This is a genomic window from Bacillus bingmayongensis (assembly GCF_000299035.1).
GTDB classification, from domain to species: domain Bacteria; phylum Bacillota; class Bacilli; order Bacillales; family Bacillaceae_G; genus Bacillus_A; species Bacillus_A bingmayongensis.
The window spans coordinates 619,648-642,302 of sequence record NZ_JH921518.1; the positions used below are offsets into that span (position 1 = coordinate 619,648).

27 protein-coding genes and 1 other annotated feature are annotated in these 22,655 nt (G+C 36.9%); of the genes, 4 read left to right on the forward strand and 23 right to left on the reverse strand.

Annotated elements, in window-relative coordinates:
* Window positions 1-6: 6 nt before the first annotated feature.
* From hisE to ilvE, 17 genes are all read right to left on the reverse strand, one after another.
* Window positions 7-330, reverse strand: a complete 324-nt coding sequence (gene hisE, locus Y7E_RS0117730) for a phosphoribosyl-ATP diphosphatase (RefSeq protein WP_017152608.1) — start codon at window positions 328-330, stop codon at window positions 7-9.
* Between the two features lie 13 nt (window positions 331-343).
* Window positions 344-649 (reverse strand): phosphoribosyl-AMP cyclohydrolase, encoded by a 306-nt coding sequence (hisI, locus tag Y7E_RS0117735; RefSeq protein WP_017152609.1) that lies wholly within the window; start codon window positions 647-649, stop codon window positions 344-346.
* On the reverse strand, window positions 646-1,404 hold the full coding sequence (hisF, locus tag Y7E_RS0117740; RefSeq protein WP_017152610.1) for an imidazole glycerol phosphate synthase subunit HisF: 759 nt from the start codon (window positions 1,402-1,404) through the stop codon (window positions 646-648). Before hisF ends, hisI begins: the two co-directional genes overlap by 4 nt.
* Window positions 1,398-2,117, reverse strand: coding sequence for a 1-(5-phosphoribosyl)-5-[(5-phosphoribosylamino)methylideneamino]imidazole-4-carboxamide isomerase (gene hisA, locus Y7E_RS0117745; RefSeq protein WP_017152611.1), 720 nt, complete (start codon window positions 2,115-2,117; stop codon window positions 1,398-1,400). Before hisA ends, hisF begins: the two co-directional genes overlap by 7 nt.
* Window positions 2,090-2,719, reverse strand: coding sequence for an imidazole glycerol phosphate synthase subunit HisH (gene hisH / locus Y7E_RS0117750; protein ID WP_017152612.1), 630 nt, complete (start codon window positions 2,717-2,719; stop codon window positions 2,090-2,092). Before hisH ends, hisA begins: the two co-directional genes overlap by 28 nt.
* Entirely contained in the window at window positions 2,720-3,304 is a 585-nt protein-coding gene (gene hisB / locus Y7E_RS0117755; protein WP_017152613.1) for an imidazoleglycerol-phosphate dehydratase HisB, read from the reverse strand.
* Entirely contained in the window at window positions 3,304-4,593 is a 1,290-nt protein-coding gene (gene hisD, locus Y7E_RS0117760) for a histidinol dehydrogenase (RefSeq protein ID WP_017152614.1), read from the reverse strand. Before hisD ends, hisB begins: the two co-directional genes overlap by 1 nt.
* A gap of 15 nt (window positions 4,594-4,608) precedes the next feature.
* The gene (hisG, locus tag Y7E_RS0117765; protein WP_017152615.1) at window positions 4,609-5,244 is read right to left on the reverse strand and encodes an ATP phosphoribosyltransferase; all 636 of its coding nucleotides are present in this window, start codon (window positions 5,242-5,244) and stop codon (window positions 4,609-4,611) included.
* The gene (gene hisZ / locus Y7E_RS0117770) at window positions 5,220-6,482 is read right to left on the reverse strand and encodes an ATP phosphoribosyltransferase regulatory subunit (RefSeq protein ID WP_017152616.1); all 1,263 of its coding nucleotides are present in this window, start codon (window positions 6,480-6,482) and stop codon (window positions 5,220-5,222) included. Before hisZ ends, hisG begins: the two co-directional genes overlap by 25 nt.
* A 351-nt stretch (window positions 6,483-6,833) precedes the next feature.
* A complete protein-coding gene (gene leuD, locus Y7E_RS0117775; RefSeq protein ID WP_017152617.1) occupies window positions 6,834-7,412 on the reverse strand; it encodes a 3-isopropylmalate dehydratase small subunit in 579 nt (192 codons plus the stop codon).
* Window positions 7,390-8,784: a 3-isopropylmalate dehydratase large subunit gene (gene leuC / locus Y7E_RS0117780; RefSeq protein ID WP_017152618.1), complete on the reverse strand. Its 1,395-nt coding sequence runs from the start codon at window positions 8,782-8,784 to the stop codon at window positions 7,390-7,392. The genes leuD and leuC overlap by 23 nt, the downstream gene beginning before the upstream one ends.
* A complete protein-coding gene (gene leuB / locus Y7E_RS0117785; RefSeq protein ID WP_017152619.1) occupies window positions 8,784-9,848 on the reverse strand; it encodes a 3-isopropylmalate dehydrogenase in 1,065 nt (354 codons plus the stop codon). Before leuB ends, leuC begins: the two co-directional genes overlap by 1 nt.
* Before the next feature lie 88 nt (window positions 9,849-9,936).
* Complete coding sequence (locus Y7E_RS0117790) at window positions 9,937-11,457, reverse strand: 2-isopropylmalate synthase (protein ID WP_017152620.1); 1,521 nt, start codon at window positions 11,455-11,457, stop codon at window positions 9,937-9,939.
* Between the two features lies 1 nt (window position 11,458).
* Complete coding sequence (ilvC, locus tag Y7E_RS0117795) at window positions 11,459-12,469, reverse strand: ketol-acid reductoisomerase (RefSeq protein WP_017152621.1); 1,011 nt, start codon at window positions 12,467-12,469, stop codon at window positions 11,459-11,461.
* Window positions 12,470-12,496: 27 nt separating this feature from the next.
* A complete protein-coding gene (gene ilvN, locus Y7E_RS0117800) occupies window positions 12,497-13,009 on the reverse strand; it encodes an acetolactate synthase small subunit (RefSeq protein WP_016113993.1) in 513 nt (170 codons plus the stop codon).
* Complete coding sequence (ilvB, locus tag Y7E_RS0117805) at window positions 13,006-14,706, reverse strand: acetolactate synthase large subunit (protein WP_017152622.1); 1,701 nt, start codon at window positions 14,704-14,706, stop codon at window positions 13,006-13,008. Before ilvB ends, ilvN begins: the two co-directional genes overlap by 4 nt.
* 72 nt (window positions 14,707-14,778) lie before the next feature.
* Window positions 14,779-15,007, reverse strand: a binding site (T-box leader).
* Window positions 15,008-15,031: 24 nt separating this feature from the next.
* Complete coding sequence (gene ilvE / locus Y7E_RS0117810) at window positions 15,032-15,928, reverse strand: branched-chain-amino-acid transaminase (protein WP_017152623.1); 897 nt, start codon at window positions 15,926-15,928, stop codon at window positions 15,032-15,034.
* A gap of 413 nt (window positions 15,929-16,341) precedes the next feature.
* Between ilvE and Y7E_RS0117815 the strand changes: the two genes are divergently transcribed.
* Both Y7E_RS0117815 and Y7E_RS0117820 read left to right on the forward strand, forming a co-directional pair.
* Window positions 16,342-16,581 (forward strand): DUF3911 family protein, encoded by a 240-nt coding sequence (locus Y7E_RS0117815; protein WP_017152624.1) that lies wholly within the window; start codon window positions 16,342-16,344, stop codon window positions 16,579-16,581.
* 205 nt (window positions 16,582-16,786) lie between these two features.
* Window positions 16,787-17,026, forward strand: coding sequence for a YkuS family protein (locus Y7E_RS0117820; protein WP_017152625.1), 240 nt, complete (start codon window positions 16,787-16,789; stop codon window positions 17,024-17,026).
* Between the two features lie 384 nt (window positions 17,027-17,410).
* Here the strand turns inward: Y7E_RS0117820 and Y7E_RS30050 are convergent, their stop codons facing one another.
* Together Y7E_RS30050 and ytfJ are read right to left on the reverse strand one after the other, a co-directional pair.
* Complete coding sequence (locus Y7E_RS30050) at window positions 17,411-17,500, reverse strand: hypothetical protein (RefSeq protein ID WP_017152626.1); 90 nt, start codon at window positions 17,498-17,500, stop codon at window positions 17,411-17,413.
* Window positions 17,501-17,614: 114 nt separating this feature from the next.
* Window positions 17,615-18,016, reverse strand: a complete 402-nt coding sequence (gene ytfJ, locus Y7E_RS0117830; protein WP_017152627.1) for a GerW family sporulation protein — start codon at window positions 18,014-18,016, stop codon at window positions 17,615-17,617.
* A 235-nt stretch (window positions 18,017-18,251) separates the two neighbouring features.
* Here ytfJ and Y7E_RS0117835 point away from each other — a divergent pair, with 235 nt between their 5' ends.
* The gene (locus Y7E_RS0117835) at window positions 18,252-18,614 is read left to right on the forward strand and encodes an imidazole glycerol phosphate synthase (RefSeq protein ID WP_069302603.1); all 363 of its coding nucleotides are present in this window, start codon (window positions 18,252-18,254) and stop codon (window positions 18,612-18,614) included.
* Window positions 18,615-18,647: 33 nt separating this feature from the next.
* On the opposite strand, the gene Y7E_RS0117840 is transcribed toward Y7E_RS0117835, so the two are convergent.
* The 4 genes from Y7E_RS0117840 to Y7E_RS0117855 all read right to left on the reverse strand — a co-directional run bounded on the left by Y7E_RS0117840 (window position 18,648) and on the right by Y7E_RS0117855 (window position 21,773).
* Entirely contained in the window at window positions 18,648-19,991 is a 1,344-nt protein-coding gene (locus Y7E_RS0117840; protein WP_017152629.1) for a TrkH family potassium uptake protein, read from the reverse strand.
* A gap of 953 nt (window positions 19,992-20,944) precedes the next feature.
* A complete protein-coding gene (locus Y7E_RS0117845) occupies window positions 20,945-21,100 on the reverse strand; it encodes a hypothetical protein (RefSeq protein ID WP_000184937.1) in 156 nt (51 codons plus the stop codon).
* Entirely contained in the window at window positions 21,087-21,239 is a 153-nt protein-coding gene (locus tag Y7E_RS0117850) for a hypothetical protein (RefSeq protein ID WP_154652042.1), read from the reverse strand. The genes Y7E_RS0117845 and Y7E_RS0117850 overlap by 14 nt, the downstream gene beginning before the upstream one ends.
* Before the next feature lie 114 nt (window positions 21,240-21,353).
* Entirely contained in the window at window positions 21,354-21,773 is a 420-nt protein-coding gene (locus Y7E_RS0117855; protein ID WP_017152631.1) for a MarR family winged helix-turn-helix transcriptional regulator, read from the reverse strand.
* 373 nt (window positions 21,774-22,146) lie between these two features.
* Between Y7E_RS0117855 and Y7E_RS0117860 the strand changes: the two genes are divergently transcribed.
* Window positions 22,147-22,611 carry a YrvL family regulatory protein gene (locus tag Y7E_RS0117860; protein WP_017152632.1) on the forward strand — a complete coding sequence of 155 codons (465 nt, stop codon included), beginning with the start codon at window positions 22,147-22,149 and terminating at the stop codon, window positions 22,609-22,611.
* Window positions 22,612-22,655 lie beyond the last annotated feature (44 nt).

Genomic DNA, 22,655 nt, shown 5'->3' on the forward strand with positions numbered 1-22,655 from the left:
TCCTCCTTATAACGTATCAATTTTTTTACGCTCTCCTATTTTTGAGAGCTTCCCTTGTCTCTCTTTCATTTCTTCTAACACATCTTCTAATGGAATATTTTTTGCAGCCAGTAAAACAAAGCAGTGATAAATAACATCAACCATCTCTTTTATAAGTTCTTCTTTATTATCATTTTTTGCAGCGATGACGACTTCTGTACACTCTTCCCCTATTTTTTTTAAAATCTTATCTTCACCTTTTGTAAACAAATAATTTGTATATGATTCCGAAATTGGATTTTCTTTACGCTGCCCAATAGTTTCATATAAAGACTTCAGTACATCTTCCATTCTCAAGGTCCCCCTATATGATTTTATAATGAAAGCATGATTTCTCTCCTGTGTGACAAGCTGGTCCTACTTGCTTCACAATAATTACAATTGAATCTTGATCACAATCTAAATAAAGAGATTGAACATACTGCATGTGCCCGGACGTTTCTCCTTTATTCCATAACGCTTGCCGAGAGCGTGAATAAAACCATGTTTTTTTCGTTTCTAACGTCTTTTCATATGCTTCTTCATTCATATAAGCTAACATTAAAATTTCTTTTGTTCCTTCTTCCACCACAATAGCTGGCAACAGTCCTTTTGAAAAATCTGGCGTCATAATCTCACCTCAATTTTCGCTTCTCGTAATTTTCGCTTTACTTCTTGCACAGTAGATTCACCGTAATGAAAAATAGATGCTGCTAGAGCGGCATTTGCTGACGTTTTTTGAAATACTTCTACAATATGCTCGGCACTTCCACACCCTCCTGAGGCAATTACTGGAACCGAAACCGTTTTAGAAATTTTTTCTGTCAAACTAAGATCATAACCATCCTTTGTTCCATCTGCATCCATACTTGTAAGTAAAATTTCGCCTGCTCCTAACTGTTCCACCTGTTTTGCCCACTGTACAGCATCGATACCTGTATCAATCCGTCCACCATTTACATATATATTCCATTTATTTTCTTTTACTTTCCTTGCATCCATCGCTACCACAATACATTGCGAACCAAAATGTTCGGCACCTTCCCCAATTAACTTTGGATTTCGCACCGCAGCTGAGTTCAGCGAAACTTTATCTGCGCCTGCTCTTAGCAAAGTATACATATCTTGGACAGTTGAAATCCCCCCTCCAACTGTAAGTGGAATAAACACTTTTGACGCCGCCCTCTCTACAACATCCACAATTGTTTTTCTACCTTCATGCGTCGCTGTAATATCTAAAAAAACAATTTCATCTGCACCTGCTTTATTGTACAAAGCAGCTATTTCAACAGGGTCTCCGACATCTTGTAATCCCACAAAATTCACACCCTTTACAACACGACCTGCTCTCACGTCTAAACAAGGAATGATTCGCTTCGTTAACATATCTTCGTCACCTGCAATGCATCTTCTAAATTAATTGTTTTTTCATATAACGCCTTACCAATGATTACACCGTATACATTCATATCATTCAACTTCTTTACATCTTGCAGTGAACATACTCCGCCCGAAGCAACAATACGGATCGCTACCGCCTTCTGTAGTAATTGCAATTGCTCAAAGTTCGGTCCCTCTAACGTACCGTCTTTTGCAATGTCTGTAAAAACGATAGCTTTCACACCGACACTTTCCATTTCCTTCGCAAGGTCAATATAAGAAATTTCAGACACATCTAACCAACCTCTTGTGGCAACGTAACCGTTTTTCGCATCAATACCAACGATAATGTTTTCCCCATATAAACGAACCGCTTCTTCTAAAAAAGGACGATCATACAATGCAGCCGTTCCTAAAATAACTTTTTCTACTCCTACCGACAATAACATTTCAATTGATGCAAGAGACCGCACTCCACCTCCCACTTGGACTGGAACACGAACAGCTTTACATATGTCTTCAATTACAGATAAATTTACAGATTGCCCAGCAACAGCTCCATCTAAATCAACAATGTGTAACATTCTTGCTCCGAACTTTTCAAACAATAACGCTTGAGCGACTGGGTTTTCATTCATAACCGTTTCCTTTTGAAATTCTCCTTGATAAAGCCTAACACATCGTCCTTGTTTTAAATCGATAGCTGGGAAGATTTCCATGATTCTACCACTCCTTTAAAATTCCTTAATATTTGTATCCCGATATCACCACTTTTTTCAGGATGAAACTGCGCTCCAAATATATTTCCTTTCGCAACAAATCCTGGAATATCAATTTCATAGTCACTACTTCCACATACAACCTCACTTGGACAATCTGCATAATAGGAATGAACGTAATACACAAATGAACCATCTTCTACTTTATTCCACAATTCAATTTCTCGCTTCTTCTTTAATTGATTCCAGCCCATATGCGGTATTTTATAAGGAACTTCCAGCTTTCGGATCACTCCTGGTAACAAACCTATCCCTTTTGTTCTCTCAATTTCTTCACTTTCTTCAAATAAAAGTTGCATCCCTAAACAAATTCCAAGAAGTGGTTTCTCTTGCGCTCCAATTTCTTGAATCACTGAAACAAGACCTTTTTCCTGCAAGGCAATCATTGCTTTTGGAAAAGCTCCAACTCCTGGTAAAATCACACCGTGACTTTGTAATATTCTCTCTTTATCATCGGTTACAATATGCTTAGCTCTAATACGTGTTAATGCTTGTTCAACACTGCGAATATTCCCCATTCCATAATCTACAATCGCAATCAATTACAACATTCCTTTCGTAGAGTTTACACCAACAATTTTGTCATTTTTGTCTACTGCTTCGCGCAGTGCACGTCCAAATGCTTTAAATATCGCTTCAATTTTGTGGTGGGTATTACTTCCATATAAAATGCGAGCATGTAGTGTTATATTCGCAGCATGGGCAACCGCTCTGAAAAACTCCTCTGTCAGTTCAGTATCAAAATCTCCTAACTTAGGATTTTTCAATTCACCTTGAAAGACAAGATAAGATCTTCCGCTTATATCAACTGCTACAAAACCTAAGGCCTCATCCATTGGTACATATGCCGCTCCATAGCGGTTAATTCCCTCTTTATTTTGCAATGCTTCTTTCAAACAATTCCCAAGTACAATACCAACATCTTCAACAGTATGATGAGCGTCAACAAACACATCACCTTCCGCTTCAATTTGCAAACCAAATCGCCCATGCTTTGCAAACAAAGTTAGCATATGATCAAAGAAACCAACACCCGTTTGAATCGAAACGTTTGTACTTTCATCTAGTTGTATACTCAGTTTAATTTTTGTTTCTGTCGTTCCTCGCTCTTGATTTGCCTCACGCATTATTTCTCCTCCTCAAACCGAATTTGAATCGCTCTTGCATGTGCATGTAATCCTTCTTTATCCGCGAGCGTTGTAATATGATGCTGAACGTTTTGTAACGCTTCCTTCGTATACGATACAAAACTTGATTTTTTCACAAAATCATCTACTGATAACGGCGAAAAGAAACGTGCTGTGCCACTTGTTGGCAATACATGATTGGGGCCTGCAAAATAATCCCCGAGCGGTTCTGGAGCATATGGGCCAATAAAAATTGAACCTGCATGCTTAATATAGCCTAAGGCAGTCATCGGTTCATTTATGTGTAACTCTAAATGCTCCGGCGCTATCTCATTCGACAATTGAAACGCCTGCTCTAGCGAAGGAACGACTAGAATTGCTCCGTTTCTTTCTATCGATTCACGAGCTATTTCACTTCTCGGTAATGCCCGAAGTTGTTGCTGTATCTCTCTTTCTATCTCGTTAGCAAGGTCTACACAAGTTGTAATACAAATTGCTGTTGCTCTCACATCATGCTCAGCTTGAGATAATAGGTCTGCTGCAATAAAAGACGCATTCCCAGTTTTGTCAGCAATTACAACGATTTCAGATGGTCCAGCAATCATATCGATATGAACAGCTCCGAATACTTCCCGTTTTGCAAAAGCCACATATATATTCCCAGGACCAACAATTTTATCAACTTTCGGAATCGATTCCGTCCCAAATGCCAATGCTGCAATCCCTTGCGCTCCGCCTACTGTATAAATTTCATCTACACCAGCAATTTCAGCCGCTACTAAAATATGCGGATCTATCCCCTCTTTTCCTGGTGGTGTAACCATAATAATTTTCTGAACGCCGGCAATTTTGGCAGGTAATACATTCATCAATACAGATGATGGATAAGATGCCGTTCCTCCTGGTACATATACCCCAACTGTTTGCAATGGTCTAATCAGTTGACCACGAATCACACCTTCATTTTCACAATCTAAAAAGGATTGTCTTTTTTGTTTTTCATGGTATGAGATGATATTTTTCTTTGCTTCTTGCAATGCTTCTAGAAATGAAAAATCTACATATTTACTTGCTTGTTCAATTTCTTCTTTTGTAATACGAAACTTTGTTACTGCGACACCATCAAAAGTCTTTGTATAAGAAATTAGTGCTTCGTCTTTTCTTTTTCTCACTTGTTCAACAATTTTTCTTACACGTAACTGCACAGTTTCTTCTATTATATTAGCCTGTTCTCTTAGCTTCTTTATTTTCTTCAGCGCTTCCATATAGTCCTTATAAATAACCTCCATCATAATCCCCCCTTTTTATTTACCTGAGGCAATTGTACACTCCATTTTATGGATAATATCGAATATTTCGTCTTTTTTTGTTTTTAAAGCAGCTTTATTAACAATCATTCGAGCAGATATTGAATACATTTCTTCAAATATAATCAATCCATTTTCTTGTAATGTTTTTCCTGTCTCTACAATATCAACAATTGCATCTGCTAACCCGAGCAATGGAGCTATTTCCACAGAACCTTCTATTTTTATAATCTCTACATCTTCTCCCTTATCACGAAAATAGTTGGAAGTAATATGCGGATACTTTGTGGCAATTCTCTTTTTCCGATAACCTTTCGGATTATATGTTGGGATAGAGGCGACACAAAACTTACAACACCCTACTTCTAAATCAACCATTTCATATATATCTTTCTCGTATTCCATTAAAATATCTTTTCCAACAATACCAATGTCTGCAACACCATGCTCTACATAAGTTGCAACATCTACTGCTTTCACTAGAATGAATGAAACATTTCTACTAGCGCTTTGAAATACAAGCTTTCTTCCTTTATCCAGCAGTTCCGAACAATCGATCCCGACTTTTTCAAACAGTGGAATGACATGTTTCTCAAGTCTCCCCTTTGTTAACGCAATTTGAATGTTACGCATGAAGTGTCCCCTTCCTTTTGTATTACCCATTTTTCTTTCCACACATATTCTACTAATGCTTTTCCAGTCGCTTCAATCACTGTTACAATCCCATTCTTCTTTGCAAACTGAAATGTATCTTGCAAATTCTCAAACATAGATAGTTCCACTTTCCATCCATCTTTCTGAAGTAAACCACCTAGTCTTTCTGCTTCGGCTATCATATCTAACGAATAATGAATAATCATATCTAATTTTTTTCGTTTGAACGGTTTTTGTTGTTCTTGTAATGTCCGAACAATTTGATTTACTTGTACAGCTAACCCAACTGCTGGCATCGGCTCTCCAAAATTACCAAGCAATTCATCGTATCTTCCGCCACTAACAATTTCTCCCCCAATGTCATATATATATCCTCTAAAAATAACTCCTGTATAATAATGCAAATGCTGAATCATCCCAAGATCAATCGATATATACGAACCATATCCTAATTTTTCAATCGTTTTATAGATTTCTTTTACCCGTTCGATCGCTTGCTTCATTTCATGATTTGAAGCGAGCTTTTCCGCTTCTTCAATTACTTCAAGTTTCCCAAATAATCTTGGTAACCTTTCAAGTAACTGTACCGTTTCATCACTTCGATCTAAATTCTTTTCTTGTAAAAAACGGGATAGCTCCGCATAATTTTTACTTTCAATATACGTACGTAAGAGCGACTCCTCTTCTTCTCCAAATGACAGCTTTTTAACAATACACTTGTATAACTGCACTTGCCCTAATTCTATTGTAAAAGACTGAATCCCTACAGCTTGAAGAGCATGAATTGCACTTATGATACATTCAATTTCAGCACGTATATTATCAATCCCAATGATTTCAATACCCGTTTGGATGATTTCATTGTATTTTCCAGATAGTGATTCGTTTGCCCGAAATACATTCCCACTATATGTTAGTTTCAAAGCCAAATCCTCTCGAAGCGTTCCCATTACCCTTGCTAGAGGAATTGTCATATCAGGTCGCAAAATGATAATGCGCCCTTGTTGATCAAAAAATTTATACATTTTCTCTTCATCTATAGGCCTATTACGAAAAGCAAAAACATCATAAAATTCAATCGTGGGTGTTCGAATTTCCTCATATCCCCTTTCTAAAAAAGCACGTCGTAATTTTTGTTCAACTTCTTCTATTAACGTGCACTCCTCAAATACATAATCTCTTGTTCCATCTGGATTTGCTCGTTTCCATTTTGTCATACCGCTTCACACTCCTTTAAACTCTAATTAGCAAGCTTCCTATTCTAGTGTATGCCCACCAAAGCAATCACGAACAAAATAAAAAGAGCCTTGTAGAAAAAATACCTACAAGGCTCTTTCATAGAGTGTAGGTACAACGGGAATAACCCTTGTACCTACACGTTGTTCACGCTAGGTTCAAGGGTTTATATATGATGATGTAATTGTGTAAGCATATTGATAGGTTGTAATGTAAACATTATCCTTACTCCCTTTCTCCTCTTGTTTTCACATAGTATATAATACAAAATTCAGAATGTAAACACAATTATAGCCTTATATGTATTTTTTTATGACAGCTCGCTAAGAAAATTAGCGAGCTGTTTTTTGTTCATATTCTTGAATTTTTCGTTCATATTGAAGCGTGATTCCAATTTCATCTAAGCCACTTAATAGCTTTTCTTTCCACATCGTCTCAATTGTAAAATGAAAACGATGTAGTGGAGTTGTAATCACTTCATTCTCTAAATCAACTTCTATGACATCTCTTGGATCAACAGCTGCTAGTTTTTCACGCATTTCTTTTTCCATAACGATTGGCAGCATGCCATTTTTCGTACAATTCATATAAAAAATGTCTGCAAATCCCCCGGCAATAATAACACGAAATCCATAGTCAGCAAGTGCCCATGGCGCATGCTCTCTTGATGAACCACAGCCAAAATTTTCACCTGTAATGAGTATACTTGCTCCTTTTCGCTCAGCTGCATTTAGTGGAAAATTCGGATTCTCTTTCCTATCATCCTCATAACGCCATTCATCAAATAAAAATTTCCCAAAACCCGTTCGTTCAATCCTCTTCAAATATTGTTTTGGAATGATTTGATCTGTATCAATATTATCGTTCATTAGTACAGCAACAGTTCCTTTATGAATACGAAATGGCTCCATCATAACTCTCCTTTCTCACATCAACAAAATGACCATAAAGTGCTGCGGCTGCAGCCATTGCTGGACTTACAAGGTGTGTTCTTGCACCTTTTCCTTGTCTTCCTTCAAAATTACGATTCGAGGTTGACGCACAATGTTCACCTTCTGGTACTTGATCCGGATTCATTCCAAGACACATAGAACACCCAGGCTCTCTCCATTCAAAACCTGCTTCTTCAAATATACGGTGCAGTCCTTTTTTCATCGCTGCCTCCCTCACTTGTTTTGATCCTGGTACAACAAGTGCCCGTACTCCTTCTTTTACTTTTTTTCCTTTTACAATAGCTGCGGCAATTTCTAAATCCGATAAACGAGAGTTTGTACAGGAACCAATAAATACATGCTGGATCGGAATTTCAAATGCACTTTGCCCTGACTGAAGCCCCATATAAGCAAAAGCCCGTTCATCATTTGCATCACGTGTTTCTGGTAAACATTCGTCAATGCGCATACCCATACTTGGATTTGTTCCCCACGTTACATATGGTGCTAGCGTTGTAACATCAACTGAATAAACAATATCGTATACCGCATCCTGATCTGTATAAAGTTCACTCCAGTTTTCTACTACCAAATCAAACTCTTTCGGTGCATACTGACGTCCTTTTACATAAGTATATGTCTTTTCATCCGGTGCAATTATTCCCGCTTTTGCCCCACCTTCAATCGCCATATTACAAAGCGTCATGCGCTCTTCCATTTCCATATCTGTAATTGCTTTGCCGTAAAACTCCATTACATATCCTGTTCCAAATGCTACCCCATATGTAGCGAGTAGGTGTAGAATAATATCTTTCGCATATACACCTTTTGGTAACTTTCCTTTCAATTCAATGCCCATCGCTTTTGGTTTTCGTTGCCATAATGTTTGAGTGGCTAATACATGCTCCACTTCACTTGTACCAATTCCAAATGCCAGTGCTCCAAAAGCTCCATGAGTTGCCGTATGGCTATCACCACATACAATTGTTTTTCCTGGCTGCGTCAGTCCAAGCTCCGGACCAATAACGTGAACAATTCCTTGCGCTTCATCATCAATATCCGCTAATGGAACATTAAATTGTTTACAATTATTACGAAGTGTATCTAATTGTTGCTTTGCAATGCGATCTGTAATGTTCCAAACATCCTTTGTTGGAATATTATGATCCATCGTTGCAAACGTTAAATCAGGTCTTCTCACATTCCGATTCGCAAGCCGCAAGCCTTCAAAGGCTTGCGGTGATGTCACTTCATGTACAAGATGAAGATCAATATATAGTAAATCTAATCCATTTTCATTTGTCTCGACAACATGCCTTTCCCACAACTTATCTAGTAATCTTTTCCCCATTATCTCCCTCTCCCAACTAGCGCTTGTTCTTCCATTTCTTGAAGTACAGCCTCTGTAAACGAAGTTGTTGTTTCATTTCCGCCTATATCAGATGTATATTTTCCAGATTGGAGTACTGCAACAATCGCCGCTTCAATCGCATTCCCTTCTCTTGTTAATTCAAATGACTGTCCAAGCATCATCGCAACCGAACGCATCATCGCAATTGGATTCACTTTATTTTCCCCTGCAATATCTGGCGCTGATCCATGGATTGGTTCATATAGCGAAGGTCCATTCTCTGCATGGCTTGCTGATGGAAGCATTCCAAGCGATCCTGCTAATACAGATGCTTCATCACTTAAAATATCACCAAATAAATTTTCTGTTACAATAACATCAAACCGAGCTGGATTACGAATCAATTCCATCGCGGCTGCGTCTACTAAAATATGTTCAAGTTCAACATTCGGATAGCGAAGCGCTACTTTTTCTGTTACTTCCCTCCAAAGTTTACTCGACTCTAAAACATTTGCTTTATCAATAGAAGTGACTTTTTTACGACGTTTACTTGCCAATTGAAATGCATATGAAACAATTCTCTCAATTTCATGACGATGATAGGTGAGCGTATCTGTCGCTACCTCTTCTGTTCTTTCTTTTGGGAAGGAGAAATAAATCCCACCCGTTAATTCACGAACGACAACAAAATCTACCTCATCAGCTGCTTTTAGTGGTGACAAATGTGAAGTCGCTGCATCTACAGTGACGGGACGAACATTAGCAAATACACCAAGCCCTTTTCGCAGTGCAAGCAATCCTTTTTCTGGTCTTTCTTTCGCTTCGTCCCAGCGTGGTCCACCAACCGAACCTAATAATACAGCATCACTTGCTAAACATGCTGCTAATGTTCTTGACGGCAATGGTTGCCCAATCGAATCAATCGCCGCCCCTCCAAATTGTTCATCTTGTAAATAAAAATGATGACCATATAACCTTTCTACCATGTGTAACACTTGCTTGGCACTCTCCATAATTTCTGGTCCAACACCGTCACCTGCTAAACAAACGATACGTTTTTCCAACGATCAGCACCCCTTTGTTTTTTTATTTACTGATTATTCTGAATTTATATAAATGAAGCAGGGGAATATTCCCCCACTTATCAAAACGTTACTTTGCAAGGAGCAACAAAGCCTTTAGTTTTCCCGCTGCATGTACATAGGCTCTAGCTGATGCCTCTAATACATCTTGTGCAACACCGAAACCTGAAACTTGATGGGTTCCTTCTTTCAATTCAACATGCACATGAGCGAGTGCATCCTGCCCTTGTGTAATGGATTGAATACGATAATCAGCTAACTCACACTCAAGTCCTAAAATTCTTTGAATTGCATTATAAATCGCTTCAATACTCCCTGCTCCTGTTGCTGCATCTTCGTACACATTCCCTTCCTCATCCGCTAGTGCAACCGTTGCACATTGTGTACTGTTTGATACAAAATGTACTTGTAGTTGTTTAATATTATACTGCTGTGTTGAAAATGCAGTTTCTCCTAGTACTAATGCGCGTAAATCTTCTTCTGTAATCTCTTTTTTACGATCTGCTAATCTCTTAAATGCGCTGAATGCTATATCTCGCTCTTCTTCCGTAAACTCATAACCGAGTTCCTTCATCTTTTCAGTAAAAGCATGGCGACCAGAATGTTTTCCAAGTACAAATAAATTTTGCGCTTCACCAATTAGTTCTGGTTCAATAATTTCATATGTCGTTACTTCTTTTAATACACCATCTTGATGAATACCTGATTCATGCGCAAATGCATTTGCTCCCACAATTGCCTTATTTTTCGGAATGATCATACCCGTTAAACGACTTACTAATGTACTTGTTGCTTTAATCTCTTTTAGTGTTATAGCAGACTCAGCTTCATAATAGTCTTTTCTAATGTGCAAAGCTACTGCTACTTCTTCCAAAGCAGCATTACCTGCACGCTCTCCAATCCCATTTATCGTCCCCTCTACTTGCAATGCCCCGCCTTCAATCGCCGCCAATGAATTCGCTACTGCCATACCAAGATCATCGTGACAATGACAAGAGAAAATAGTTTTTTCATAAGACGGAACATATTCTTGTAAATATTTAAAAAGAGAATAATATTCTTCTGGATTTGTATAACCTACTGTATCAGGAATATTAATAACATCCGCTCCAGCACGAATCGCAACTTCCACAGCTTCTGCTAAAAAAGCATGAGCCGTTCTCGTTGCATCTTCTGCCGAAAATTGTACTGTAGGAAATAAAGATTTCCCTAAAGTTACAGAGCGATGAATACTATCTAACACATCCTCCTTTGACATACACAGCTTATATTTCATATGAATATCACTCGTTGCCAAAAAGACGTGTAATCGCGGAGATGCTGCATTTTTCAATGCTTCATACGCTCTCTGAATATCACTTTCCTTCGCCCTTGCCAGACTCATAACGGAAGCATTTTGAATCGTTTCCGCAATGCGTTTTACTGAGCGGAAATCACCTTCAGAAGCTGCTGCAAATCCTGCTTCCATCACATTGATCCCGAGTTTTTCTAACTGCCTGGCAATCTGTAACTTTTCTTGTTCATTCAAATTGACTCCGGGTGATTGTTCGCCATCACGAAGCGTCGTATCCATGAACAAAATCTGTTTCATATTATTTAACCTCCACCTTTACTTTCGGTTGTACAAACGGCATCATTTCACGTAATTTACGTCCAACAACTTCAATTTGATGTTCATTTTCTTGTGCGTTCGTTGCATAGAAATGTGGTTTTCCTGCTTTATGCTCTGCAATCCATCCTCTTGCAAATGTACCATCTTGAATTTCTTTTAATACTTCACCCATCGCTTTTTTCGTATGTTCTGTTACAACGCGTGGTCCTGATACAAAATCTCCCCACTGCGCCGTATCAGAAACAGAATATCTCATATTTTCAAGTCCACCTTCATACATAAGATCAACAATGAGCTTTAGTTCATGTAAACATTCAAAATATGCGAGTTCCGGCTGATAACCAGCATCTACTAATGTTTCAAATCCTGCCTTTACAAGTGCAGTAACACCTCCACAAAGTACAGCTTGTTCTCCAAATAGATCCGTTTCTGTTTCTTCTTTAAATGTAGTTTCTAATACCCCAGCCCTTGTTGCTCCAATGCCATCTGCATAAGATAATGCTTTTTCAGTAGCTGTTCCTGTTGCGTCTTGGTATACAGCAAATAACGCTGGGACCGCTCCACCTTCAGCAAAAGTGCGACGTACTAAATGTCCCGGTCCTTTTGGCGCTACTAGAAATACGTCTACATTTTCTGGTGGTGTAACTTGATTAAAATGAACGTTAAATCCATGTGCAAACACCAATGAATTTCCAGCTTGTAAATTCGGTTCAATTTCTGCTTCATACACTTCTGGCTGTAGTTCATCAGGCAGAAGAATCATTACTACATCCGCAGATTTTGCAGCTTCCGCCACTGAATATACAGCAAAACCATCCTCTTTCGCCTTCTCCCATGACTTTCCTTTTCGAAGTCCAACTACTACTTCAAAACCATTGTCACGTAAGTTTTGCGCATGAGCGTGACCTTGTGATCCATATCCAACAATTGCTACTTTCTTCCCCTTTAATACATTTACCGCTACATCTTTCTCATAATAAACTTTTGCCATATTCTTTCTCCCCCTATATTAAAATGATTAATGAATTAACATAATTTGTTTATCTTGTTTTTTCATACTACGCGTAAATGCAGTAACACCTGTTCTTGCAATTTCTTTTAAACCGTATGGGCGCATTAGCTCTATGAGAGCTTCTACTTTTTCCTGTGTACCCGTTACTTGTACAACAATGGAATCCTTCCCAACGTCTATTACAGCGGCTCGGAACGGTTCAATCAAACTATATAATTCTGCTCTCGATACACTTGTTGTCGCTACTTTAATAAGAGCTAGTTCCCTTGCAATCATCGCTTCTTCTGTAATATCGGATACTTTCAACACATCAATTTGTTTATGGAGCTGTTTTATTAGCTGCTCCACTTGTTGTTCGTTTTCAACATGAACAACAAATGTCATTCGTGAAATATCAGACGACTCTGTATGTCCAACAGAAATACTTTCAATATTAAAATGTCTCCTGGTCATCACACCCGTAATTCGATTTAAAACCCCGCTTTGATTTCGAACGGTTGCCGTAACAATCCTTTTCATCGCTTTTCCACCCCCTCCATTTGGTGAACACCTTTTCCTGGAGCAACCATCGGCATAACTTTTTCAGACTGCAGTACCCTGCAATCAATGACAACAGGCTCTTGCAAAGCAATCGCTTCTTCTAACTGGTCCTTTGCTAATAATGGATTTTCAATGCGTATCCCTTTTATGCCATACGCTTTTGCAAGTGCTACAAAATCAGGCTGACAAGGGAGCAAAGAATGAGAATATCTTTGGTTATAAAATTCATCTTGCCACTGTCTTACCATCCCTAACGCTTCATTATTTAAAATCAAAACTTTAACTGGTAAAGAATGTTCCTTCAATACACTCAGTTCTTGTAATGTCATTTGAAAACCAGCATCTCCAACAATTGCTACAACCAATTCATTTGGTTTTGCTATTTGTGCACCAATAGCAGCTGGAAATCCAAATCCCATTGTGCCTAATCCCCCAGATGTTACCCAGTTATCAGGATCCTCAAGCGGATAATATTGAGCAGCCCACATTTGATGCTGTCCAACATCTGTCGTAACAATTGCTTTTCCTTTTGTAATTTCGTGCAGCATATCAATTGCTGCTTGCGGTTTAATTACTTCAGCACCTTGATCATAAGAAAAAGGATATTGTTCTTTTCTGCTTTTTAAAAGCGATAGCCATGCACTATGATTTTCTTTCCCTCTTTTACAGGAGAGCATTGCCTCTAAAGCATGCTTTGCACTAGCCACGATCGGAATTTCTGTAGGAACGTTTTTACCAATCTCTGCTGGATCAATGTCAATATGCGCGACCGTTGCACCTTTTGCAAAATACTCTAAATTCCCAGTAAGACGATCATCGAATCTTGCACCGATATTTATGAGTAAATCACACTCATACAATGCCATATTCGCTGTATAGGAACCATGCATCCCTCCCATTCCTAGAAATAATTTATCACTTGGCGGAAATCCACCTAGTCCAAGAAGTGTATGAACCACAGGTATACGATACATTCGAGCAAAATCTGTTAATTCTCGCGTAGCTTTCGCATGCAATACGCCGGCTCCAGCTAAAATTAATGGTTTTTCTGCAACATCAATTGCTTGTAATAACTTGTTAATTTGCAAGAGATTCGGCTCATAATTTGGTTGATATCCCGGTAAATCCATTTGCACATTGCTACATCGTTCTCCCTTTTCTACTACCATATTTTTCGGAAGATCAATAACGACCGGCCCTGGTCGACCTGTTTTTGCAATATGAAATGCTTCTTTAATAATTCTTGGTAAATCTGATGCCCTGCGCACTTGATAATTATGCTTAGTTACCGGCATCGTAAGTCCCATAATATCTGCTTCTTGGAAAGCATCACTTCCTATCAACGTTGTAGCTACTTGACCTGTAAAAACAACAAGTGGTAATGAATCAATCATTGCATCTGCAAGACCGGTAATTACATTTGTTGCACCCGGACCGCTTGTCGCAATAACAACACCTGGTTTCCCGGTAACCCGTGCATATCCTTCTGCTGCATGGATTGCTCCTTGTTCATGCCTTGTTAATATATGAGGAATTTCACAATCGTAAATCGCATCATATAGCGGCAGAACAGCTCCTCCAGGATAACCAAAAATAACTTCCACATCTTCCTTTTCTAACGCTTCTAACAACAGCTGTGCACCAGTTGCCATTTTCTCTTCCGTTTTCGAAGACATCTCTCTTTTAAACCTCCTTTAAAATTGTTTTATGCAATAAAAAAATCCTACGTCCACACTCCAGCTATGTGCTGAAGGGACGAAAGATTTCGTGGTACCACCCTTCTTCGCAAGAATAATTCTTGCCTCAGTGACTCAGGGATGAGTCTAGCTAATAACGGAGCTACCGTCTAAGCCTAGACAACTGCTTCAGCTTAGCACTCAAGGGCGATGTTCGTCGACGTGAACCATCGGTTTGCAGCAACCACCGACTCTCTGTGAGGCTTCACAATCAACTACTCCTCCCTATCAACGCTTTACAAATTTATAATTCATTATACTTCTATCATCCAACTTTATTTTCTTCGTAAATTTTCTCTCCATCTTCTACAACTAATTTACGAAACTCTTCTAATAAACGATTTGTATGTGGACCCGTTTTTCCAGACCCAATCGTTCTTCCATCAACTGTCGTAACTGCAATAACTTCAGCTGCAGTTCCTGTTAAAAATACTTCATCAGCTACATATACATCGTGTCTTGTAAATAATTCTTCTCTTACGTCATATCCAAGCTTTTCTCCAATTTCCAAAATAGCGTTTCTTGTAATGCCTTCTAATGCTCCTGCAGAACTTGGTGGTGTAATTAATTTATTTCCTTTTACAATAAACACATTATCGCCAGATCCTTCTGCAACATAACCTTGTTCATTTAACATAAGTGCTTCTTGCACACCAGCAAGCTTCGCTTCAATTCGAACTAAAATATTATTTAAATAGTTTAAAGACTTTACTTGTGGTGTTAATACGTCCGGACGATTACGACGCGTCGCAACGGTCACAACCGGTATACCTTTTTCGTAATATTCAGACGGAAATAAAGATAACTGTTCCGCAATTACAACCACATTCGGTTTCGAACAAGAATCAGGATCTAGTCCAAGATTCCCAGCTCCCCGTGATACTACTAAACGGATGTACCCATTAGATAGCTTATTTTGACGAATCGTCTCAACAACAATTGCTGTCACTTCTTCTAACGTATATGGAATTTCCAACATAATGGATTTTGCGGACTCGTATAAACGAATAAGATGTTCTTTAAGCCTGAAGACATTGCCACTGTAGACACGAATCCCTTCAAACACCCCATCGCCATATAGATAACCATGGTCATATACTGAAACTTTTGCTTCGTCTTTTGGAACAAATTCTCCATTTAAGAAAATCCATTGCTCATTCACTTCAAAGCGCCTCCTATGTTCTGTGAATTTTTTATTGTTTCCTAGTTTACTCTCCTTTTTAAATAAATCAAGTTAATTTTTAGAAAATTTATAATTTTAAAATTTATGGACATCCTTATTTATATTGATTTATCAACATTGTTAACGTTTACAAAATGTCAAAAAATTTTTTTCGTCATTTTTCACTATAAAAAATATTTGCTTAGAAGAAGGATTTTTGTCAAATGATGCGAATCTATTGTATTCAATAAACGGACGTCCGATTTCGTATATTCGAGAATAAAAACAACTTTTGATTGATAAGGGGGGAAAAAGCAAAATAACATTGTATAAAAATAACAATCATATTTTTCATGTAACTTTCATAATCCTATTTAAAAAAAACGAATTGTCAAATGAAGGAGGAAAATAATATGGCATGTGTACAAATTAAAGGAACGAGACAAGAGGTAGTAGAAATGTTACAACTATTTGATTTAATGGATACGAAAGGTTTGTGTAAATTTAACAATTACGTAGAGGTGCATCCAAATGAAGAACAGAATAACAACTTCACTGCCTCGATTGACATTCAATCAAATGATGATTCTACTCAAGATCGATTAAATGATCAGTTCGTTAGTCAAATGCTTACAGGTGTGTATAACGACTAATATATTAAGTGTTTTTCTCCCTTCTCCTCTAACCGGGCTTTTATGAACTATTATCCCCCACCTCTTTGTTTTCTTTGAATTTTGAGGCGGGGGATTTTACTATCCATAAATAGTGAATAAGCCATTTCCCTACCACCTTTTTCTTAAAAATATAAATATTACCTGGAAAATAGAGCATATTACTAGATGGTAGGAGGTGAAAATTATGGCGAAAATCGGTGTTGAAAATTCTTTAACAGATGTTCAACAAGCATTACAACAAAAAGGATATGAAGTAATTTCACTACGCTCTGAAAATGACGCGCAAGGATGTGATTGTTGTGTCGTAACTGGGCAAGATTCTAACGTAATGGGAATTAGTAATGTAGCTACGAAAGGTTCTGTAATTGAAGCAAGCGGCTTAACAACGGATGAAATTTGTCAACAAGTTGAAAGTAGACTATAAAATATCGTGTCTATTGTATGTACCTTATACAAAAAGAGAAGCCCCCTTATGAAAAAGGAGACTTCTCTTTTTTATATTCACCTAACGGGAAAGTAACATATACTGGATGAAAGCCCTACCTCTCTCTCATCAACACGGTTCCTCTGACCGCTCCTGATACACTAGTATGTGTATAAGCTTATAAGTGTAACTTTTAGGGTCTGTTCACAAAAGTTGTTGATAAAATTACCCGATCTTTCGCAAACTTTTCATGTTACATTTATAAGAAATATCCAATATATACTAGCTGCAACCGAGACACGAAATATTATTTTATCATTTAATAACAAATCCGTCAATATTTATTTTTACAAAACAAAAACAGACATCATGATTTGTCTGTTTTTAGAATGGAGCTTTTTCTTTTACTACATACACAACAAATCCGCTTACTAACATACACAAGCCGACAGTAAAATCCTTGATGTTAATCATAACTACCTCTCCCTTATTTCATTAATCATATATATTTACTTTCAATTATATTTATCGTCCTTAAACACACTTTTTCTAATATATCATAATTCCTAAAAAATGCAAATTTACTTTTTAACGACCGTTTACAAACTTATCTACAGTACTTGGAACTGTATTTAAAGCCTTTTCAATCAAGTGTGTACCACTATGTAAATGTAACACTTGCACACCACCAGATCCCACTACTAAAAAAGCAACCGGGTCGATTGAAACTCCAGCACCACTTCCGCCTCCAAACGGATGCCCTTGTCTCACCTCTTTTTGTTGTCCTTGTCCTGCCAAACTTTTTCCTACAGACGTTTCTCCTTTAAAGTCACTTCCCCCTGCACCAAACCCAAAAGCAACTTTTGAGACAGTTAAAACAACATTTCCGTCCGCTGTTGAAACAGGGCTTCCGACAATTGTATTTACATCAACCATCTCTTTTAAATTTGTCATTGCAGTTTTCATTAAGTTTTCAATTGGATGTTCCATCATTTAAACCACCTTTTTCCTCTTAATTCTTTTTTATATTTTCCAAAATAGAGGAACTCATACCAAGTTTTACAATTCATAAAAAAAACACTGATCCATTATCAACTTTCTTCACCCTACAATATAAAAACAGTATAAATCCCCTTCACTTCAGCCCGATAAAGCGATAATGTGGCTATCTATTTCTTGCCGGATAAAAAAGAAAAAGATATACATACTACTAATGAACCTTGTTATGAAAGGAGACATTATTTTGACTGATAAATTTAATGAACAACGTAGAACTGAAGAAGAGGATTATAAAGAAGAATACGCAGCAGAGGTTGCTCCTCAGCGTATCAACTATGATGATAAAGACGATGTAAAATCCAAAACAGCAGGATCTACAGCAGGATTTATTGCACTTGCCCTTGCTGTATTATCACTCTTTACATTTCCTACACTCTTCGGACTCGTTTCTGTTTTACTAGGTATTTATGCCTATAATCGTGGAGCTACTATGACTGGTGGAATCGCTGCTATTGTGGGCGGCATTGCTGCACTTGTTGCTCTTTTATTCCGCGCTGCAATCATCGGTTTATTGTTCACACTTTTTTAAAGAAAAAAGGTATCTCGCTTTTTGCGAGATACCTTATCCTGTGAAAACATCCTCTGATGGGTATCGAATTTTTTGTTTAGCTGGTCGCGCTAAAGAAAATACCAATGTTAACGGACCGATCAATCCACAAAACATAACAAACATAATAATGCATTTTCCAATTGCAGATAGCTTAGCCGTAATTCCCATCGTCAATCCAACTGTACCAAACGCTGAAATTGTTTCGAATAAAAGTTGAATAAAACTAAAGTTTTCTGTAAGCATTAATACAAATACTGCTGTAAAAATAAGAATTTGGCTAGCAACCACAATCGCTAACGCTCTCGTTACCGTTGACATTTTGATTGTACGCTGAAATAAAACAAAATCTTCCTTCTTTCTAAAAAAGGAAATAACCGATGTAATTAAAATTACAAAAGTCGTTAACTTAATTCCTCCACCTGTTGAAACACTTCCTGCACCGATAAACATTAAAATCATCGTAAACAATATAGATGACTCTTCCATTCCTCCATAATCAACCGTATTAAATCCTGCTGTACGCGGTGTAATTCCTTGAAAAAATGAAGCCCATAGCTTTTCACTTAAAGATAATGATCCTAATGTTTTTACATTATTATACTCCAATACAAAAATCACAATCATTGCAATAACATTGAGGGCAATTGTTCCAAGAATCATAATTTTTGAATGAAGCGATAATTTTTGAAAACTACGGCTATACCATATATCAATTAATACAGTAAATCCTAAACCACCTATAACGATTAAAGAACAAATCCCAATATTAATAATAGGATCCCCTACATATCTTGTTAAATTATCTGGCCATAATGCAAATCCAGCATTATTATAAGAGGCGATAACATGAAAAATACTATAATATAAACCTTTACTAAAACCAAATTCCGGGATAAATCGAATGGATAGAAAAACAATTCCCACTAACTCAATACAAATAGAAAAAATAAAGACACGTTTCACTAGTTTTACCAGGCCACCAATATTCGTTTGGTTAAATGCTTCTCCAATTAATAATCGATGACGTAAACCAATTTTTTTTCCTAATACCCATACAATTAAAATTGCGATTGTCATTAATCCAAGTCCACCGGTTTGAATTAAAAACATAATGACAATTTGACCAAACATTGTAAAAGTACTTGCAGTGTCTACGACTCCTAAACCTGTTACTGTCGCTGCTGATGTTGCTGTAAAAAAAGCATCTACCCAGCTAATTGATTCTTTTGTTGCGAATGGTAGTTTTAATAACATTCCTCCGACAACAATTAAACAAAAAAAGCCCGTTGCTAAAATTTGCGGTGGACTTAATCGTATAAAACGATTGTAAAATCCTTGTTTTTTTGTTGCTTGCATATCACTAACTCCCTTAATAAAATAGACCCTCTATCCATACACTAATAGTCCCTTTTGACTGGATAAAATCTTAGGGAAAGTAATTTTCCACCTGATTTTTTTCAATTCCTCATACTTTTAGAGTACACTCATTAATGTAGATAAATCTTTATACTCTCATAATATAGTTGAGCATAATCCTTTTTTTCATAGATTTCAACTTTTATTTTCATATGATTCTAAACAACTATCAGTAGATTGCTTCTCTCTTATTCCCCTAATAGAAGCTCCGTACTTAAAAAGCTTTCATTAACAATTCTTTCTCTACTTTCACTGAACCTTACAGTTTGGGTATTACTACTTGTTAATACAGAATTCAACTAAAAGATTCTTATACCTTTCACTTCGAATTCACATTGAAGTCACATCTATCTTTTATATTAGAACTATCGAAGCTGTTCCTCCCTAATAATGAGACATTCCCCAGTGTCTCGAACAGCTTTCCATCCCTAATTAAAATTGACATAAATTGTTCCCCTTCCATGACCATCTTGTACCAACAAGGTGGTCTATTTTTTTATTCACCATTAATGGCACCCTGACTGATTCAATAACAATCCATTCGACTACGAAGCCCCTAACTATTTTCTACCTTTCGTTTCCTATTCAAAAAGAGGGAAATTTTTAAAATCCCCACACCTTTCACTTCAAGTTCACATTGAAGTCACATCTATCTTTTATATTAGAACCATCGAAGCTGTTCCTCCCTAATAATGAGACATTCCCCAGTGTCTCGAACAGCTTTCCATCCCTAATTAAAATTGACATAAATTGTCCCCTTCCATGGCCATCTTGTATGAACAAGATGGTCTATTTTTTATCTTAACATACAATTCAAATTCATATTCTTCTATATCAGAAAACAAATATAATACAGACAACTCAGCAGCCTCATAAAAAAGGAGTGAATAGATTCACTCCTTTCTTGATTTGCTTCCTTTTTTCGAACGATATTCTTTTCCTTTATTGTCATTACCAGTTACAAATTCCGAACTAAACTCTTGTTGGAATTGTCCTGTTTTCGGTGAACCTTGATTTCCACTTCCTTGACTACCGTTACGATTCGTCATCTTGTTCCCTCCTTTCATCTTCCGTCATTGATAGTATGTCTTTCCGATCACGATCATACACATCACATTCTTTTATATAAAAAAATTCAATTTTCATTTTATATAAAGTGAAAATCGAAACAGTAGAAGTTTTCTTCATCCCCCACCTAACTTCTTTGTTTTCGCAGAATTTTGAGATGAGGGTTGCGGGATAAATAAAAAATCCCCCAAACAAGGAAGGATTCTCTACTAATCATAATTCATATAGCTTTTTCTATATAAGTTTTTGCGAAATAGATATCATTAGATGCATCTCTTCTTCAGATAAAGCTGAAAATCTTTCTTGTAAATACTTTTTTTTCGCAAATTCCATTTTTGCAACTAACTCTTTTCCTTGTTTCGTAATTTCCAAATATACAACACGACGATCAGATGTAGAACGTGAACGCGTCACAAAACCTTTATTAATTAGCTTTTCTGTAACAGCTGTAATATGACTGTTTGATACATGCAGTTCATTCGCTACGCGAGAAACCATCTCTTTTTCATTACGATTTAATATACGGAGTACGAGAAACTCATTCCATGGTATGTAATCTCCAAAAATTTTTCCAATATCATTACGCAATGAACGAAACATAGCAAAAACATTTGCCGATAAATCCTCCATTAATTGTTCACGATTATGAGACAACGTTTACATCTCCCTTTTATTTCATATAGTTAAATAAAAACTTTATTAATTATATTACCTTATATCTTACATTTTGTCATCTTTTTTTCCTATACAATCCTTTATAATGCATTTTACTTACTCAGTAGATACAATCCAAACACAAAACCCGGTAGTAAAAATTCTCCTTCATTTACTAGAGCACGTATTATTTAATATCCATTTGGAAATAAATGATACAGGCTGCTTTTCTAACATGCTGAAACTCACATCAGCCAGAAAAAGGGTGCGATTTGTCGCATCCTTTTTGTTTTGATTTCCAATTGAATATTCATGCTATAATTGGTTACGAAATATTTTCCATTTTGTAAGGCGAATGATTTGGAGGTGTATTATGAATTCAGATGAAGAAAAATTTTCGGATTTAAGCGGAAAAGATAAAACAATTGTTATTAGTAGCATTACCCTCCTTATAATTTTTGCTATTGCACTTATCTTTTTTATGTATGTCGGAGTTTTCCGTCTCATTGGTGTAGAATATACATCACGAACTGCACTACTTCTCTTTTTTTTATTAGCCCTTATACTAGATGGAATTAGTAGTTTCTTAATTTTATTTTTCAAAGTACTTTTAACCCCCCTACTCAAACACATGCCAAAATGGATGGCCTTTTCACTTCTTTCTCTCATAGAAATCTCACTTGATTGGCTCGTTATTCATACTGCAGATGATTGGATGGAAAGCGTTATGATTTCAAATAGAGCTGAACTACTTATTGTCCTTGTCTTTTTTACCCTGGATAAAGTATGGCCTACTGATAACAAAAGAAAGAGTAAGATTACAAGCATTTCACAATAAAAATTGATACAATAAAAACAAAATATATGAAAGAGGTGTTACAT

Excerpts from the sequence above, each read along its gene's own strand:
- hisE (WP_017152608.1), bottom strand. The coding sequence starts at position 330 with ATGGAAGATGTACTGAAGTCTTTATATGAAACTATTGGGCAGCGTAAA.
- hisI (WP_017152609.1), bottom strand. The coding sequence starts at position 649 with ATGACGCCAGATTTTTCAAAAGGACTGTTGCCAGCTATTGTGGTGGAA.
- hisF (WP_017152610.1), bottom strand. The coding sequence starts at position 1,404 with ATGTTAACGAAGCGAATCATTCCTTGTTTAGACGTGAGAGCAGGTCGT.
- hisA (WP_017152611.1), bottom strand. The coding sequence starts at position 2,117 with ATGGAAATCTTCCCAGCTATCGATTTAAAACAAGGACGATGTGTTAGG.
- hisB (WP_017152613.1), bottom strand. The coding sequence starts at position 3,304 with ATGCGTGAGGCAAATCAAGAGCGAGGAACGACAGAAACAAAAATTAAA.
- hisD (WP_017152614.1), bottom strand. The coding sequence starts at position 4,593 with ATGGAGGTTATTTATAAGGACTATATGGAAGCGCTGAAGAAAATAAAG.
- hisG (WP_017152615.1), bottom strand. The coding sequence starts at position 5,244 with ATGCGTAACATTCAAATTGCGTTAACAAAGGGGAGACTTGAGAAACAT.
- hisZ (WP_017152616.1), bottom strand. The coding sequence starts at position 6,482 with ATGACAAAATGGAAACGAGCAAATCCAGATGGAACAAGAGATTATGTA.
- leuD (WP_017152617.1), bottom strand. The coding sequence starts at position 7,412 with ATGGAGCCATTTCGTATTCATAAAGGAACTGTTGCTGTACTAATGAAC.
- leuC (WP_017152618.1), bottom strand. The coding sequence starts at position 8,784 with ATGGGGAAAAGATTACTAGATAAGTTGTGGGAAAGGCATGTTGTCGAG.
- Y7E_RS0117790 (WP_017152620.1), bottom strand. The coding sequence starts at position 11,457 with ATGAAACAGATTTTGTTCATGGATACGACGCTTCGTGATGGCGAACAA.
- ilvC (WP_017152621.1), bottom strand. The coding sequence starts at position 12,469 with ATGGCAAAAGTTTATTATGAGAAAGATGTAGCGGTAAATGTATTAAAG.
- ilvN (WP_016113993.1), bottom strand. The coding sequence starts at position 13,009 with ATGAAAAGGATTGTTACGGCAACCGTTCGAAATCAAAGCGGGGTTTTA.
- ilvB (WP_017152622.1), bottom strand. The coding sequence starts at position 14,706 with ATGTCTTCGAAAACGGAAGAGAAAATGGCAACTGGTGCACAGCTGTTG.
- Y7E_RS0117815 (WP_017152624.1), top strand. The coding sequence starts at position 16,342 with ATGGCATGTGTACAAATTAAAGGAACGAGACAAGAGGTAGTAGAAATG.
- Y7E_RS0117820 (WP_017152625.1), top strand. The coding sequence starts at position 16,787 with ATGGCGAAAATCGGTGTTGAAAATTCTTTAACAGATGTTCAACAAGCA.
- Y7E_RS30050 (WP_017152626.1), bottom strand. The coding sequence starts at position 17,500 with ATGATTAACATCAAGGATTTTACTGTCGGCTTGTGTATGTTAGTAAGC.
- ytfJ (WP_017152627.1), bottom strand. The coding sequence starts at position 18,016 with ATGGAACATCCAATTGAAAACTTAATGAAAACTGCAATGACAAATTTA.
- Y7E_RS0117835 (WP_069302603.1), top strand. The coding sequence starts at position 18,252 with ATGAAAGGAGACATTATTTTGACTGATAAATTTAATGAACAACGTAGA.
- Y7E_RS0117840 (WP_017152629.1), bottom strand. The coding sequence starts at position 19,991 with ATGCAAGCAACAAAAAAACAAGGATTTTACAATCGTTTTATACGATTA.
- Y7E_RS0117845 (WP_000184937.1), bottom strand. The coding sequence starts at position 21,100 with ATGACGAATCGTAACGGTAGTCAAGGAAGTGGAAATCAAGGTTCACCG.
- Y7E_RS0117850 (WP_154652042.1), bottom strand. The coding sequence starts at position 21,239 with ATGAAGAAAACTTCTACTGTTTCGATTTTCACTTTATATAAAATGAAA.
- Y7E_RS0117860 (WP_017152632.1), top strand. The coding sequence starts at position 22,147 with ATGAATTCAGATGAAGAAAAATTTTCGGATTTAAGCGGAAAAGATAAA.